The 15,733-nt window shown below is 40.0% G+C and carries 15 protein-coding genes; 7 read left to right on the top strand and 8 right to left on the bottom strand.

The window, feature by feature from the left end:
* The first annotated feature begins 1 nt into the window (after position 1).
* Positions 2-1,177, top strand: coding sequence for an LL-diaminopimelate aminotransferase (locus KV40_RS20655; protein ID WP_036485603.1), 1,176 nt, complete (start codon positions 2-4; stop codon positions 1,175-1,177).
* A gap of 27 nt (positions 1,178-1,204) precedes the next feature.
* On the opposite strand, the gene KV40_RS33565 is transcribed toward KV40_RS20655, so the two are convergent.
* Positions 1,205-3,673 carry a DNA polymerase III subunit gamma/tau gene (locus KV40_RS33565; RefSeq protein WP_072013861.1) on the bottom strand — a complete coding sequence of 823 codons (2,469 nt, stop codon included), beginning with the start codon at positions 3,671-3,673 and terminating at the stop codon, positions 1,205-1,207.
* A 401-nt stretch (positions 3,674-4,074) separates the two neighbouring features.
* Here KV40_RS33565 and KV40_RS20645 point away from each other — a divergent pair, with 401 nt between their 5' ends.
* Together KV40_RS20645 and KV40_RS20640 are read left to right on the top strand one after the other, a co-directional pair.
* Positions 4,075-4,350 (top strand): hypothetical protein, encoded by a 276-nt coding sequence (locus KV40_RS20645; RefSeq protein ID WP_036485601.1) that lies wholly within the window; start codon positions 4,075-4,077, stop codon positions 4,348-4,350.
* 5 nt (positions 4,351-4,355) lie between these two features.
* A complete protein-coding gene (locus tag KV40_RS20640) occupies positions 4,356-5,651 on the top strand; it encodes a GNAT family N-acetyltransferase (protein WP_036485600.1) in 1,296 nt (431 codons plus the stop codon).
* Between the two features lie 73 nt (positions 5,652-5,724).
* Here the strand turns inward: KV40_RS20640 and grxC are convergent, their stop codons facing one another.
* Positions 5,725-6,054: a glutaredoxin 3 gene (grxC, locus tag KV40_RS20635; protein WP_036485599.1), complete on the bottom strand. Its 330-nt coding sequence runs from the start codon at positions 6,052-6,054 to the stop codon at positions 5,725-5,727.
* A 112-nt stretch (positions 6,055-6,166) separates the two neighbouring features.
* Here grxC and KV40_RS20630 point away from each other — a divergent pair, with 112 nt between their 5' ends.
* Positions 6,167-7,873 (top strand): ABC-ATPase domain-containing protein, encoded by a 1,707-nt coding sequence (locus KV40_RS20630; protein ID WP_036485598.1) that lies wholly within the window; start codon positions 6,167-6,169, stop codon positions 7,871-7,873.
* Between the two features lie 173 nt (positions 7,874-8,046).
* Here the strand turns inward: KV40_RS20630 and KV40_RS20625 are convergent, their stop codons facing one another.
* Positions 8,047-8,244 carry a hypothetical protein gene (locus KV40_RS20625; RefSeq protein ID WP_036485597.1) on the bottom strand — a complete coding sequence of 66 codons (198 nt, stop codon included), beginning with the start codon at positions 8,242-8,244 and terminating at the stop codon, positions 8,047-8,049.
* 358 nt (positions 8,245-8,602) lie between these two features.
* Here KV40_RS20625 and KV40_RS20620 point away from each other — a divergent pair, with 358 nt between their 5' ends.
* Positions 8,603-9,190 carry a hypothetical protein gene (locus KV40_RS20620; RefSeq protein WP_216595659.1) on the top strand — a complete coding sequence of 196 codons (588 nt, stop codon included), beginning with the start codon at positions 8,603-8,605 and terminating at the stop codon, positions 9,188-9,190.
* Between the two features lie 19 nt (positions 9,191-9,209).
* Here KV40_RS20620 and KV40_RS20615 read toward each other — a convergent pair whose 3' ends face one another.
* Genes KV40_RS20615 through KV40_RS20605 form a run of 3 tightly spaced genes read right to left on the bottom strand, consistent with a single transcriptional unit; the run spans position 9,210 to position 11,378 of the window.
* Positions 9,210-10,103: an MBL fold metallo-hydrolase gene (locus tag KV40_RS20615; RefSeq protein ID WP_036485596.1), complete on the bottom strand. Its 894-nt coding sequence runs from the start codon at positions 10,101-10,103 to the stop codon at positions 9,210-9,212.
* Positions 10,104-10,127: 24 nt separating this feature from the next.
* On the bottom strand, positions 10,128-10,562 hold the full coding sequence (locus KV40_RS20610) for a thioesterase family protein (protein ID WP_036485595.1): 435 nt from the start codon (positions 10,560-10,562) through the stop codon (positions 10,128-10,130).
* Between the two features lie 12 nt (positions 10,563-10,574).
* On the bottom strand, positions 10,575-11,378 hold the full coding sequence (locus tag KV40_RS20605; RefSeq protein WP_036485594.1) for an alpha/beta fold hydrolase: 804 nt from the start codon (positions 11,376-11,378) through the stop codon (positions 10,575-10,577).
* A 399-nt stretch (positions 11,379-11,777) separates the two neighbouring features.
* On the opposite strand from KV40_RS20605, the gene KV40_RS20600 reads away from it, so the two are divergent.
* On the top strand, positions 11,778-12,323 hold the full coding sequence (locus KV40_RS20600) for an FkbM family methyltransferase (RefSeq protein WP_156114103.1): 546 nt from the start codon (positions 11,778-11,780) through the stop codon (positions 12,321-12,323).
* 204 nt (positions 12,324-12,527) lie between these two features.
* Here KV40_RS20600 and KV40_RS20595 read toward each other — a convergent pair whose 3' ends face one another.
* Positions 12,528-13,094: a manganese efflux pump MntP family protein gene (locus tag KV40_RS20595; RefSeq protein ID WP_036485591.1), complete on the bottom strand. Its 567-nt coding sequence runs from the start codon at positions 13,092-13,094 to the stop codon at positions 12,528-12,530.
* Between the two features lie 575 nt (positions 13,095-13,669).
* Between KV40_RS20595 and KV40_RS20590 the strand changes: the two genes are divergently transcribed.
* Entirely contained in the window at positions 13,670-14,407 is a 738-nt protein-coding gene (locus tag KV40_RS20590; protein ID WP_036485589.1) for a succinate dehydrogenase/fumarate reductase iron-sulfur subunit, read from the top strand.
* A gap of 20 nt (positions 14,408-14,427) precedes the next feature.
* On the opposite strand, the gene KV40_RS20585 is transcribed toward KV40_RS20590, so the two are convergent.
* Positions 14,428-15,603: a M20 family metallopeptidase gene (locus KV40_RS20585; RefSeq protein WP_036486007.1), complete on the bottom strand. Its 1,176-nt coding sequence runs from the start codon at positions 15,601-15,603 to the stop codon at positions 14,428-14,430.
* Positions 15,604-15,733 lie beyond the last annotated feature (130 nt).

Here is a 15,733-nt window from a genome sequence, read left to right as displayed (position 1 = left end):
CATGCAGTTCGCCCAGCGTTTAAAATCATTTTCTAACAATGTTTTTGCCGATATGGATCGAGCTAAAGCTATGGCTCGAAAAACTGGGCAAGAAATTATCGATTTGTCTTTAGGTTCTTCCGATCTGCCAGTAGATCCACACATTCTTAATAAGATCGCTCTAGCTTTGAAAGATCCCAGTACTCACGGCTATTTACTACATCAGGGGACTCAGGAATTTCGCGAAGCTGCTGCTAACTGGTACGCTCAAAAATTTGGCATTACCGTCGATCCCGAAACAGAAGTCTTGCAGCTAATTGGTTCCCAGGAAGGTACTGCCCATCTGCCGCTAGCAATTCTCGATCCTGGAGATTTTGCTCTTTTGCTAGATCCTGGTTATCCCTCCCATGCTGGAGGAGTGTATTTGGCTGGCGGCGAGATCTATCTTATGCCCTTGCTAGCAGAAAATCAGTTTTTACCAAAGTTATCAGCCGTTCCCTCAGATATTCTCGACAAGGCAAAAATGATGGTTCTGAGCTATCCCCACAATCCGACTGCGGCGATCGCTCCTTTAGAATTTTTTCAGCAGGCGGTGGCTTTTTGTCGCCAACATGACTTGGTATTGGTTCACGATTTTCCCTATGCAGATCTAGTCTTTGATGATGCTCCCGCGCCTTCGGTGTTTCAAGCAGATCGCCACAAAGAAGTAGCGATCGAGTTTTTTTCTCTTTCCAAATCCTATAATATGGGCGGTTTTCGCATTGCTTACGCTATTGGCAATGCCGAACTAATTGCCGCCTTAAGAAAAGTCAAAGCCGCAATTGACTTCAATCAGTATCGCGGGATTTTAAACGGCGCGATCGCAGCCCTGTCTGGTTCGCAAGAGTCTGTATCTCAAAATGTGGCTATTTTTAAACAGCGTCGCGATGCTTTTGTTGCCGCCTTAAACCAAATTGGCTGGCAAGTTTACCCACCGCCTGCAACTATGTATATTTGGGCAAAATTACCTCATCCCTGGCAGCAAAAATCGGTAGAATTTTGTACCGAGTTAGTCGCTAAAACTGGCGTTGCAGTTGCTCCTGGTGCTGGCTTTGGTAAATCTGGAGAAGGATACGTGCGCTTTGCTTTGGTAGAAGATCCAGAAGTTTTACGTTTGGCAACAGCCAAAATTGCTGAATTTTTGCATTCCTCTCGTTAAACGGTAAGAAAATAGCTAAAACAATTTTTAGAACGGAACATCCTCATCATCGTCATAACTATCCACTTCGCCTCGTTTAATTACAATATTATTAGAGGCAGGAAAAGAGGAGAGATTTTGCCTCCTGGGTTCTGATGATGAGGTAGGTAGATCTAAATCATTTAGCTCTGAAGATAATTGAGACTGAGTCTCTGAATGCTCCTCATTTACCGCATCTGTAGATAACGACAATTCTGGCGGTTCGACAACCTGACTATCTAACTGAACTAGTTCACCTTCAAAACATCGAGTCAATTCAGCGATCGCTATTTCCAGGTCATCTTCATTTTTTGCATCGCCTACAGAGATAAGCGAAATTGGTGTTACCTCAGTTTCTGGAGGTGTGCCTATAGCAGGCTCGTTTGCTGTAGGTGGAGGAGCTACTTCTGAAGTTACTGGCGAGGGAAAGGCAATCGGTTTGGCAATATTTTTTTTGGGCGGTGGTAATGAAGGAACATCACTATAAGTAGTTGGTTCCAAAGCGCGGCTCTCTACTAAGTCAGAAGAAACCCCGTTGTGGGACGACGGTGGCTCTCTGACTGGTTGACTGGTAATAGGTGAACTAGCTTCACGAGCCAAACTCGATTTTGCTTCTGGGGGCAACTCAGTTTTTGGCTGGGGTGGTGAAGTAGAAACAGCATCGCCCACTGGAGATTTTTGGGAGGTAGCAACTTCTAGCTTGACTTTCACACTACGCTGACAGACTTTAGCAAAAGCCGTTTCAATATTGGTTACTTTACCCTGATGCAATCTTTGTAGCTTTGCCGAACCAATTCCCACGATTGCTCTAGAATCTTCCAGACTAATTAAATGACACTGTTGCCGTAATAAAGCCTGAGTTGTCGGTGGTTGAAGACACTCAATTACTTTCTTCCAAATTGCTTGATTAGCCACAGGATCGGAACTATCAGTATTTTCAGCATTAGAGGTTGCTGTGTTACTAACTGGTTCGCTTACCTCATTTTTACTATTAGCGTCGGCTGGCAATTTTGACTTAAATTCAACTACTTGGCTATTGCGCTCGACAGGAACTGACGATACTTCATCGTTTGGTGCGTTTTCTCTTTCGGACTTATTATCTTTAGCAGTAACAGCAAGATCGCGTTTAACATCCTGTTTAACTGAATTTACTGCCGCTGGCTTTTCGGCAGTTTTGCTGGTTTCAGTTGCTTCGAGTTTTGCTACTCGATCGTTCTGGTGTTTGTCTGCTTCATTAGTAGATTGTGCCGATGCAGCAAGATTTGGTTGCGATTTTGGTTTAACAAAGTTAGAGGCAGTCCCGTTGTTATAATGCGGAGACTCTCTGACAGTAGCGCGATCGCTTTGGGTTTCGACTGCTAATCTTGGCGTTAAAGTCTCAATTCGCTCGGCAGTAGATAATAAGCCCAGTAAAGTTATTTCTAACCACAGACGAGGTTGGGTTGTTTGTTTGAGTTGAGTTTCAGCGGTTTTAAGCTGCTGCTGTCCCTGTAAGATTGTCTCGATTTGCCAATTAGCTGCTTCGTTACATAGTTCTTGCCAGCAGTTTTCTGTTACCGCTACCATCTCGCTGTTATTGGGTGCGGTTTTAGCGATCAGCAGATTGAGATAAAAGCTAGCCAGATTTTGTAGAACTACTAAAGGTTCTCGTCCCCTGTCTAATAAACTGCGACACTGCTGGATAATTTCTGCCGTGCGACCACTTCTTATTGCCTTTAGCAGCTTTAACAAATCTAATTCTGGAACTGCGCCAACAAGATCCCAAACTTTGGCTACCGTAATTGTTTCTGGTAACAGACTTAACTGATCGAGTAAACTTTCGGCATCTCGCAATCCTCCGTTGGCAATTTGAGCGACCAAAGTAAGGGCATCATCGGCGATCGCAATATTTTCTTCAGTAGCAATATATTTCAGATGTTCGACCATTTCTGCCAGCGGAATACGCCGATAATCAAAACGCTGACAGCGAGAAATAATCGTTGATAGTACCCGTTGCGGATCGGTAGTAGCCAAAATGAATACTACATTAGGCGGCGGTTCTTCTAATGTCTTGAGCAAAGCATTAAAAGCGGCAGTACTAAGCATGTGACACTCATCGATCGCATATACTTTGTAACGACACTGTACGGGAGCAAAGCGAGAACGCTCGATGATTTCGCGAATATTATCTACTCCTGTATTGCTAGCGGCATCAATTTCCATCACGTCTAATGCCGTGCCTCTGGCGATCGCCAAGCAAACTTCACATTTACCGCAGGGATTGGCAGTTGGTTTATTACTATGCAGGCAGTTAAGAGATTTGGCTAAAATTCTGGCACTAGAAGTTTTTCCCGTTCCCCTCGGTCCAGTAAATAAATAAGCTGGAGCAATTTTAGCTTGCTCGATCGCATTGCTCAAAGTCAGTGCGATCGTTTCTTGACCGACTAAATCCCGAAAAGTTTGTGGGCGATATTTGTGATGTAGGGGTTCGTAAGTCATGTTATCTGTATTATTGCGGTTTTCTATTGCCGCGATCGCGAAGCAGATGCCTTTTTAGCTCATCACGCGAGCAGTTTCAAAGTCGAGCGACACTATTATTCCCTAGAAGCTACTCCAATAAAACTAGTATATTAGATCTAATAAACAAATTATTGGAAGACGAGCGTGTTTGTGAGTTGAAGCAATTATAAAATCATAAAAATCCCCAATCGCTTGACAAAAATCACTATAGATCGAACCAAATTTTTACCTGAAGCGATCGAAATATCCTAATTTGGTAAGAGAAAATTTTGGTACAAATTAGTTAAGATGACGGTATGAAAATTATGGAATAAACTTTAAACTAAAAATCCAGTTTCATCTTTAAACCCAATCGTAAATTGTTTGAGTTCTTGATACCTATGACAGAATCAGCCAACAACGCAATGGAAGAAATAAAAATATCGAGTGAAGAAAGAGTCAACGAACTCAGGAATTTAATTGATACACTTAGAATTGCAGAAGAAATAGCTACTAATGGGTATTTAATCAGTAGCTCGGAACTTGCAGATTTAATGGATATTAACGCTAGCGCGGTTACTAGCCGAGGAGATCACTGGTCATGGCGAAATTGGGTTGTTTCTAGAGTTAGAAGAGAAGGCAATCAAATTTTGTGGCAATTAGAAAAGGTTGATTAACAAATATGAGTTCATCCGTACAAAATACTCCCAAACTTGTAGTTCGTCCACTTCAGTATCGCGATGTCGAGGCAATCAATGCCTTAGTTAACGAATGCGTTGTCAGAGAAAACTCCAAACGTTTAGTCACGATCGATAGGGAACTAGAGCAAGTCGGTTCTTGGTACGGACTAAAAAGGTTTTTGAGCTTTTTACCGCAATCTTACTATCATGGGTGGCGCATTTATGTCGCTCAACAGCTTAAGGAGGTACTGGGTTTAATTCAGGTATCTTCCTTAAACAGCACTCATAGCACATGGAGAGTCGAACGAGTTTTGCTCAATAGTAATTCTCCCAATTTAAAGCTACTTAAAAGTCAAAAAGAAATTGGTTCTCAGCTATTACGCCACTGTTTGGAAAATATCTGGGAAGCACGAACCTGGATGTTAGAAGTTAATGTCAATGAAAAAAATCATCTGGCTTTATATCGCGAAAATGGTTTTCAACCTCTGGCACAGATGACTTATTGGCAGCTTTCTCCAGAACTTTTGGAAGAATTAGCACAGCAAGAACCAGACTTACCCAATTTTTTGCCAGTAAGCAACGCTGATGCTCCTTTACTCTATCAGTTAGATTGCGTTTCCATGCCGCCATTGCTACGCCAGGTATTCGATCGCCGCGTCGAAGATTTTAAAACTAACTTGATTCAAGTCGCAGTAGCTCAAATTCGGCAGTGGTTAAATCGGATTGATGTAGTTAGCGGTTATGTCTTTGAGCCACAGCGCAAGGCTGCAATCGGCTATTTTAAATTAGAATCTTCTTTAGATGGCTCTCGACCTCACAAAGCCCAGTTGACGGTAAATCCAGCCTATACCTGGCTCTATCCCAAGCTAATCGCTCAGATGGCGCAAATAACTCAAAAAATAAATCTCAAAAATAAAGCATCTACTGATAAAGAGCGATCGAATTGGCAGTATTTAGAAATTGCTTCTGCTGACTATCAACCAGAACGAGAAGAATATTTTACTAAAATTGGTGCCAATTCCGTAGAAAACACGTTATTAATGTCGCGTTCTGTCTGGCACAAAATAAAAGAAACCAAACCGCTAGAAGGTTTGCAGTTGTCGGATATGTTGCAGGGATTAAAACCCGCTCGTACTCCTATTCCATCGCGCATATCTTGGTTAAAATTTCTCCTTGCCTCTTATCAAAATACAGTTAGGCAAAACAACATTTTTTCTTCTAAGTCAGTAGATTTTTCTACCGTCAAAGAGCGCAATATTAATCCACCAGAACATTCTAGCAATGGACATCATGCTTAGAAGTTATCAGCAGTTACCAAAGTAATAGGAAACAGACAAAAGGCAAAAGTTAAAAATTTTTACTCGCTACTTACTACTTCTGCGTAGCGGTACTGGAAGTTTGAGCCAGCAAAGGATCTAACTGATTTTTTGCATCTAGTTCGTAAAGCTCGTCGCAACCGCCTACATGGTTGTCATTAATAAAAATCTGAGGAACGGTTCTTTTGCCGTTGGCTCTTTGAGCCATTTTGTTTCTAGCTGGTTCGTCGCCGTCTATTTTGTATTCAGTAAAGTCAACTCCTTTCCACCACAACAGCATTTTGGCGCGAATGCAAAAAGGACAAATAGCCCAAGTATAAATTTCTACATTAGCTTTCATGCGTTCGGGGTGCCGATTTAAAAGCGGATTGAGAAAATCAAACATCTGTTTACAAGGGTTTAAATATTCGTTTTGCCTAAATTATAGCGATTATGAAGCGATCGCAGATTTTAAATCAGTGAAAACAGAAAGGATTTATACTAACTATTACTACACAATGTCTGACAGTCATACTTTAAAATCTACTTTATTAAAACTCGATAACGCTAGCTACAAAGCATATAAAAATATTAAAGCAATCTATAAATTCGATCGCTTTACTTTAATAGTCGATCGCGTACAGGGAGATCCTTTCGCCTCACCTAGTAATTTAAGAGTAAAAATCCCCCAAACTATAGCCAAATTTCCCGCAGATTTATATCGCTCTCATAGTCGAGAAGTTGCTTTGAGAGATTACCTCGTCCGCCAGTTCGATCGCGCCGCACGTAGAATAAGTTCGCGTCGGGGTACGGGCAAAAGTGGACTAATTGCTATCGCTAGTTATGGACAAGAAGTATTAAAACGCACTGCGGCTTTTATCGATAAAAACTTTGTAGAGATACGTTTTGTCGTGGGACTTCCCGCCAGGGGAAGAAGAATTTTAGGTTGTCAGGCGGCAGAAATGCTCTGTGAAGATTTACCAGATATAGTCGAAACGGCTTTACTATATTCTTCTCTCAACGCCAAAGATATAAAAAAGCACGTCGAAACTATTGAAGATGCAGACTGGTTGCGCCAACAGCTATCAGCTAAAAAATTAGTAGCTTTTGTGGCGAATGGGGCAATTTTACCTCGTCGTAGCGGTGTTGATTCTCGTCCCCTCCAGCAAGAAGTTATTTCTTTTCAGTCACCACCTAGTTTAGAAGTAGAGTTCGAGCTACCAAATTTTGGTTTAATAAAGGGTATGGGCATACCAGAAGGCATCACTTTAATTGTCGGTGGTGGCTATCACGGTAAATCTACTCTGCTCAGAGCCATAGAATTAGGAGTTTACAACCAAATTCCTCAAGATGGACGAGAATTTGTAGTTACTAATCCTGCTGCGGTTAAAATACGGGCTGAAGATGGACGTAGCATTGTAGGAGTAGATATTTCTCCGTTTATCGACCATTTACCCCAAGGACGTTCTACAACTAGTTTTTCTACTACCAATGCCAGCGGCAGCACCTCTCAGGCGGCAAATATTATCGAAGCTTTAGAAGCAGGTGCCAAATTACTTTTAATTGACGAAGACACTTCTGCAACTAACTTTACTATTCGCGATCGCAGAATGCAGGCTTTAATCGCTAAAGAAAAAGAACCCATTACCCCTTTTATCGATAAAGTACGGCAACTCTATAACGACTATGGCGTATCGACAGTTTTAGTTATGGGGGGCAGTGGTGATTATTTTGAGGTTGCAGATCCGGTAATTGCGATGGAAAACTTTGTGCCTTATGAAGTTACAGAAAAAGCTAAAGCGATCGCGCAACAGTATGCTACAGATAGACAAGCCGAGGGTGGAGATAATTTTGGCAAGATTAGCCCCAGAATACCGCTACCAGACAGTATAAATTCCAGTAGGGGTAGAAAAGAAGTTAAGTTAACAGTTCGTGATGTTAATAAAATTGTTTTTGGCACCGAAGATATCGATCTTTCTGCCGTAGAACAACTTGTCGATGCAGGGCAGTTAAAAGCGATCGCCCGAGCTATAGTTTATGCTAAAGAAAATTATCTCGATGAAAAACTTACCGTATCCGAAATTTTAGATAAGGTTATTAACGATATTACTTATAAAAGTTTGGATGCGATCGCTAATTTTCCTCAAGGTGACTTAGCTTTGTTTCGTCGCTTCGAGCTAGCAGCAACCTTAAATCGTTTGAGAAGTTTAAAAGTTGCAGAGTAAAATTATGATATTTTCCTAGCTATATTAACTACATTAACTACTTTGACGAGAAGGAACAGTACAAAGGTCGGCGTTCTCTCGAATGCAAGTTTCAAAAGCTGCCTTGACTTCCTCAAAGGAGAAAAGGTTTAATTATATTTATTTGTGCAAGAAGTCTATTCTATTTACAAACTTTAGTCATTTTTGTTGTGGTGGTTTTCTAACAATTCTCGTTCTTCTTCAGATTGAGCCGAAAATTCTTTTAATAGTTCTACATACCGTGTAAGTGTAGCATCGCTTTCTTCAGCAGTCGAATGCGACCGAGAGCGTATTTGCCAAACGCTTAATCCAACTAAAGTTAATCCGATTATCAAACCAAAGATGACTTCCATAAAAAGGGAATGATTTAAACAACAATATGTTTTCTGGCTCTGTCTTTATCCTCAATAGTTCCCAAATATTGAGTTTTAATAAACCTGTAATGCCAATTAATTTTTTGGTGTTGGTAAATAGAGAAGGCTGATTGAGAAATTATGTTACTCAATAGTTTAAATTTTCGTAAACATTTGCATCAAAAGCATGACGCAATCACCAACGCCAATTTTTTAATTTTTAGATGACTACAGATTAGTACGGATTGGTATTGTTATTTTTTAAACAAGTTAAAAAATTTACAGGAAAAAAATTGATGTTATTTGATGATTGTTAATATGGTAAGCTGCTTGACACACGAGTTTACTGTAGTTTTTTATGTTCCAAGGTAATGAAGCTAGGACGATAAAAAGCACCAATTGGCGAGGTTATCGAATTGCGGCTTGGATAGGACAGTTTTTGCTAGCGATTGCTACTGCAATTGTGTGGGTTCGCGTTGGCTGGCAAGCAGCAATTATCTTATTAGTTTTTTTAATTGCCTCGTTTATTTTTGTCTTAAAGGATCGCCAGTTACCTACTTTATTTGACTTGTTATTTGTAATAGCAGCACTGCTTAATGCTGGTGGCTGGATTGGATTATTTTATCAACCAGGACCTTATGATGAAATCGTACATGGCTATACCACTTTTTCTATCACTCTAGCAGTTAGTTTTATCGTCTATCACTCAATGCTGTCAGTATTTCGCAGTCACCGTCTGCTGTATATTGTGACAATTATTTCTTTTGGCATTGCGATCGGTGCGCTGTGGGAAATATTTGAATGGGTTACTGCAACTATCAACTCTCTAGACGATACTATTGTAGATCTAATTATGGATACTATTGGAGCCATAGTAGCATCTCTATTGAGCTTATGGGCTTTACAAGAGCAAACTAAATCTCGCTCTTCTAACTTAGATGTCTGATAATTAACTATACCATTTACTACTGCGATGGAGTAACATCGGAACGCCTGAGCAGATAAGATTCATCTACTAAAGTGCGATAAACTCCTTTGATGTTGAGAGGTAGCCATTCTTCATACATAGGTAAGTCGCGATAGTCGTCGAGCCGAATTTCTTGCTGAAGCGTGGCGAGATCTTTGCCAGCCAGGATGCCATCTCGAACTGAATTGTAGAGTGTCTGAAGATAGCTAAGATACCGCTTTATGTCTTCTTTTTGACCTATTTCGGCATGTCCCCCTACAAAAATGTCGAAATCCATGTTTAATACTTCTTGGGTAGAATCAATCATTCCCTGAATATCGTAACCCTGAAGATCTTTATAAGGCATTCGTCCTAGAACGATCCAATCGACTACATGTAAAACACCAGCAGGTTCAAACAGCATTGAAATTGAGCCGCGCCCATTGTTTCTGCCGTGATAGCGTAAGCGGACGAGATTGTTATCAATATAAAGCACCATTTCATCTTCAAAAACTAGATTGGGAATTCGAGTTTTTGCTAAGGTACGTACTAAGTCTTCACGTGCTAGTTGATGGGAAACAAACTGAACGCCTTCTCCATCGAAAACTTCTCCACCATATACATGGTCTGGATGATTGTGGCTATAAACGACATAGCGAATTGGTTTATCAAAACGCTTAGCTAATTCTTGCTTCAGCCAGGTAGCCGCCTCTTTGTTTATCGGGTCGCTTACGACTATTCCCCCATCAGTCTCCATAAATACGGAACGATAATTTCCTGCGGTGAAACGGTAAACGTTACCGCGAATTCGCTCGATTTGATAATTTTGCGCCAGGGTAGGTTTGCCAGTAGTAAACAGTAGCAGTAGCCCCAGACCAATACTAACGAGCTTTGTATGGTAGTAATTTTTCATCAGTGCTGCGTCTAAAATTTGTAGCTATTCATAGTCTGGCATGAGAGGAAAAGAAGTCCTAATACTTTCGGGAATAGCTCGAGGTCGTCCGCTGCTATTGATGAAAACCCAATCTGTCTCACCTCTGGCGAGAAGCCTGCCGTCAGATAGCCACACGAATTTGTAGCGACGCAGAGATCTAACTCGTCGCAAATTCACTACCCAGGTAATAATTGCTATTTCATTGCCAGCAAAAGCAGGACTCATATATTCAATTTGATGCGATCGCACTACCCAGGTGCATCCAACAGACTGCATTGCCGCTGTGCCTCCTGTGGCATCAGAATGGCGAATAGCAACATCCTGCATCCACTGGATATAAAATACGTTATTAACGTGACCATTTCGATCGATTGCGCTATGAGGAACGACGAATTCATGGCGAAAGATAGCTTGAGACTCAAATTTTGTATCGTTCATAATCTCGAATTGTCAACCAACAAAACGCATCAATTCTGCATTTAATTTTTCTCTTTCATCTAAAAATATTCCATGACCGCTATTTTCAAAATGAATTAGCTGCGAGTCTTTAATTGCTTTGTGGTTTACTTCCGCAGTTATCTTTATAGGTGCGGAACTATCGTAAACGCCGTGCATAATTGCTGTTGGTACTTCAATTTTAGCTAGATTAGGGCGTAAGTCAGCATCGCGTAAGGCAATCAAAGTCTTGACTGTAGCATGTGGCGATGCTTGCATGGCAATACTAGTAAACCAACTGGCAAGAGCGGAACTAATTGGTTGGCAAAATATTCCTTTACTAAAATCAGCAAGTGTTTGTGGTCTATCGGCATAAAGCTTATCGAGAAAATCATTATAAACTGCCTCGTCTCGCCCTTGAGGAAAGTCTGGCTTTTTGGTCAAACATGGGGTAGACGCGCTGAGTAGTGCGAGTTTGGTAACTCTCAAGCCCAAATATTTGCCCATATAGCGTACTGCTACTGCACCCCCCATTGAAAAGCCAACCAAAGTTATAGCTTGTAAATCTAGAGCCTCAAAAACCAGATGCAAATCGTCTGCAAAAACGTCAAAGTTATAGTCTTCATAAGGTTGGTCTGATTTTCCATAACCACGTAGGTCGATGCCAATACAGCGATATCCGTGTTTGAGCAAAGGCAAATACTGATACTCAAATATTTCATGACTATAGGGCCAACCGTGAATAAAAACAATTGGTTTTCCAGTCCCCCAATCTCGAACAAAAACTCTTACATCTGGTTCGACCTGAATGTATTGCATCGAGCCTCTTATTTAGATCGTGTGGTAATATTGCGATCGCTGATTTAGAATATCACAAAAAACCGCTGGCATTTCGCTCTGGTGTTAATAAGTCAAACAAATGCTATTTAAATTTTATAAATTAACTTGCGATCGTCAAGCTAGATCTATCTAACTTGTTATATCATTTCGGTTGGGATTATTGATGTAGGCAAAGATTATTGATATAGGCAAAATAGCTGGTTGTATACATTTAGGCAAGCAAACACAAATTTCTTTTAGCGAGCGATGGCTTTAGAAAAACTGGAAACGAAAGCTTTCATAAAAAAATACGCAAAATTATTACTAGGAAAGTCTATTCTGGGAAAGAAGTTAATTCTTTTCTATAGCTTGAGGCTTTATCTAGAAAGAATTGGATATTTGAAAAGTTTTACTGAAGGATTACCCGTAGCTCGAGACGGTAGTTGCTTGCCTTGGTTTACTTATTCCATGATTTCTTTCCTGAGCGGGAAAATACGTTCTGATATGAGAGTATTTGAATACGGTAGCGGTCACTCAACTTTGTGGTGGAGCGATCGAGTTTCTAGTATTATCTCCTGCGAACACGATCTTGACTGGTACAATTATTTAAAACAGAAAATTCCGCCAAACGTAACCTACATATATTGTCCGCTAGATCGTGGCGGCAAATACTCTCAAACTATTTTAAAACACTCCAAAAAATTTGATATCGTCGTTATTGACGGTAGAGATAGAATCAATTGTGCTAAAAACGCACTAAAAGCATTAAAAGATGATGGCGCGATCGTTTGGGATAATAGCGATCGGCAGCAGTATCTCGAAGGTTACGCTTATCTTATCGAACGTGGTTTCAGGCGTATAGATTTTCAAGGTCTAGGACCAATAGGTACTCGCGAATGGTGTACTTCAATTTTTTATCGCGACAATAACTGTTTTAAAATTTGATAATTTAAATTTGTTTACTACCCACATCTAAAACAAGATCGTATACGCATTATTTAAATTTATAGCTGTGACAATTGCTAATCAAACCGCATCTAGTTTCAAACCAAGAATTCTAAGATATCGATTTGAGGAAACAGGCAATAGGTAATAAAGTATTAAAAATAAAACTCCAGTTTTCAAATTAGACGGGGATTATATTTTTCTTTAAACCTTACCTATTAAATGTTCTAATAAAATTTTACTACCAATTAAAATTAATATCGCACCTCCTGCAAATTCGACCTTGTTTTGATGTAAGTTGCCAAAATAGTGACCGAGACAAACGCCGATGGCAGATAAATTAAAAGTAATAACGCCAACAACTACAGCCGTTAACATAATTTGTATTTTTAATATTGACAAGCTAATTCCTACAGCTAAAGCATCAATGCTAGTAGCAATAGATAAAGCTATCAAAGTATAAACTTCTAAGGGATTGAATTTAGACTTTTTGTCTTCTTCTTGATTCGATTCATAAATCATCTTGCTTCCTAAAACAAACAAAAGTCCAAAAGCCAACCAATGATCGATCTCTGAAATAAACTCTCGAAAGCTTAGACCTATCAGCCATCCTCCAAAAGTCATTAAAAATTGAAATACACCAAAGAAAACAGCAATTTTAAGAATTTTGTTTAATTTTAAATATTTAATTGTAAAACCACTAGCGAGAGAAACAGCAAAAGCATCAGCAGCTAATCCTAAAGCCAAAATAACTATTGTAAAATTCATCATTGTTTAAACTATAACTCTATTAATTTCATGTTTTATTCATTTTTTTGTCACTTTTTGTTCATATTTTTGTCTAACAGTTTACTAACAAAAATATTATATCTGACAATCGTAAAAAGCTCAAATTCAGCAGAAGAAATTTAATTATTTTAAGCAGTGATTTATTAAATAGCTTATAAAAAAATGATGACAATACCTTAATTTATTAAATAATTTTCTTTTACTATTAAATAACAAAGCAAATAAATAAACTTAGATATAAAAAATGATGTTTTTTTATTTTTGCTATTTCTTAAATCTTAATATTAGACGAGCTTGTTTGTTCAAATCTGTATGTATAAAAACCTTGAAATTATTAATCATTTAAATTAAATCGATAGCATTTGTAACTTATGATTGTTACCCTAGAGATAGCACCCAATTTTTTTATATAGTAAAGCTTTGTCTTGTGAGTAATAAATAGAAGTTAAAATTAATAGATTTCTCGAACACTCTATATCGGTAGCTCAAATCAGAAATTACTTCGCAATCTTTCATTATCGGTCAAAGTATTGCAAATATACATAATCATCTCAGCTATGAAAATCAATTTAAAAATTTGGCGACAGGCAAAACCCAAACATAAAGGACAATTTGCCGTTTATACTCTCGATAACGTTTATCCAGAGATGTCTTTTTTAGAGATGCTGGATGTTTTAAACGAACAGTTAATCGTCAGTAACCAGGAACCTGTAGAATTTGACAGCGACTGTCGCGAGGGAATTTGCGGTTCTTGTGGGTTGATGGTTAATGGTATCGCTCACGGCAAACAGCAGCTTACTGCCGTCTGTCAGCTACATATGCGCTCTTTTAATGATGGGGATACGATTATAGTAGAACCTTGGCGCGCTAAAGCTTTTCCCGTAATCAAAGACTTAGTAGTCGATCGCTCGGCTTTCGATCGCATTATGGCAGCAGGAGGCTATGTATCTGTAAATACTGGTGCGGCACCCGATGCTAATTCGCTTCCCGTAGCCAAACCAAATAGCGATCGCGCTTTTGACTATGCTGCCTGTATCGGTTGTGGTGCCTGTGTTGCTTCCTGTCCCAATGCTTCGGCATCTTTGTTTACTGCTGCCAAAATTTCTCACCTGGCATTGCTCCCGCAAGGACATCCAGAACGCCAACAAAGGGTACTAAATATGACCGAACAAATGGCAGAAGAAGGTTTTGGCGATTGTTCTAATCATGGTGAGTGTCAGGCGGTATGTCCCAAAGGTATTTCTATTGATGCGATTTCCGCTATGCGTCGGGAGTATATCAACGCTCAATTTTAAGGATCCAGACAACAGAATTTTTACCGTTGCCAATACTTACAAGCAGTGTAAGCTAAAGTAACTACCCCTGTAACAATTGCCGATTCATCAATTTCAAACTTAGGGTGGTGCAGGGGATAGTTAGGGCGATCTTGATGTCCTACTCCCAAACGAAACATACAGCCAGGAGCGCGATCTAAATACACGGAAAAATCTTCTGCGCCTAAAGACGGTTCGGGAAGAATTTTTACGTATTCATTGCCCCAGGCTTCAATACTGGCGGTTTCTAGGATTTGAGTCAGGGTAGGATCGTTTTGTACTGAAGGAACGCCCCGACGATAATTTACTTCGCATTTTGCTCCGTAAGTAGCGCAGATGTGAGTAGCAATATTTTCAATCCACTGAGGTAAACTGGCGTGGCTTTCTGGATGTAGCGATCGCACCGTACCAACCATTCTCACGCGATCGGCAATAATATTGGGTGCAGTACCTCCTTCAATTTTGCCAAAAGTCAGCACGATTGGATGTAGGGGATTTTGGGTTCTGCTAATTGCCTGTTGTAATGAGGTGATTATCTGCGCGGCAATCCAAATTGAGTCGATCGCCTGATGTGGACGCGCTCCGTGTCCCGATTCTCCTCGAATAATAATTTCTATATCGTCAGCAGCCGATGTCAAAGCACCATAGCGAACTCCTATATGACGCGCCTGAACTGAGGGATACACATGAACGCCATACACCGCATCTACACCTTCCATAGCACCATCTTTTACCATCCACTGCGCTCCACTAGCAATTTCTTCTGCTGGTTGAAACAAAAAGCGGGTATTGCCTGGTAGTGGTTCTGACAGTTGCGATAAAATCATTGCCGTTCCCAAACCTATAGTGGCATGAACATCATGACCACAAGCGTGCATAATACCTGGTTTGCGGGAAGCAAATTCTAACTCAGTTAGTTCCTCTATTGGTAAGGCATCCATATCCGTACGGATTGCCAATGTTCGGGGGTCTGCACCTTTTCCCGCTAATTCTCCAATTACTCCTGTCTTACCTACTCCTTCCCTAATTGAAATTCCACAAGAAGATAAAACACCAGCAACATAGGCAGCAGTTTGATATTCTTGCCCGCTTAGTTCTGGATGAGCGTGAATGTGACGGCGAATTTCTAATAATCTAGGAGCAAAAGCTTCGGCAAGGTTTTTTATTTCAGAGAGCATTGACAAATAATTTTTGGGTTGAGACGGCAATCGCATCATCAAACAGAATTCAAGATTTTGGCGATATCGTCTATATCTTTACTTAAAAGAATTATAACTATAGTTAGTTTTCTATTGCTTATTGCCGTCT

The sequence above is a fragment of the Myxosarcina sp. GI1 genome (assembly GCF_000756305.1).
GTDB lineage: Bacteria > Cyanobacteriota > Cyanobacteriia > Cyanobacteriales > Xenococcaceae > Myxosarcina.
The sequence above is the reverse complement of the archived record's forward strand: the minus strand, read 5'-3'. Positions and strand labels throughout refer to the sequence as shown.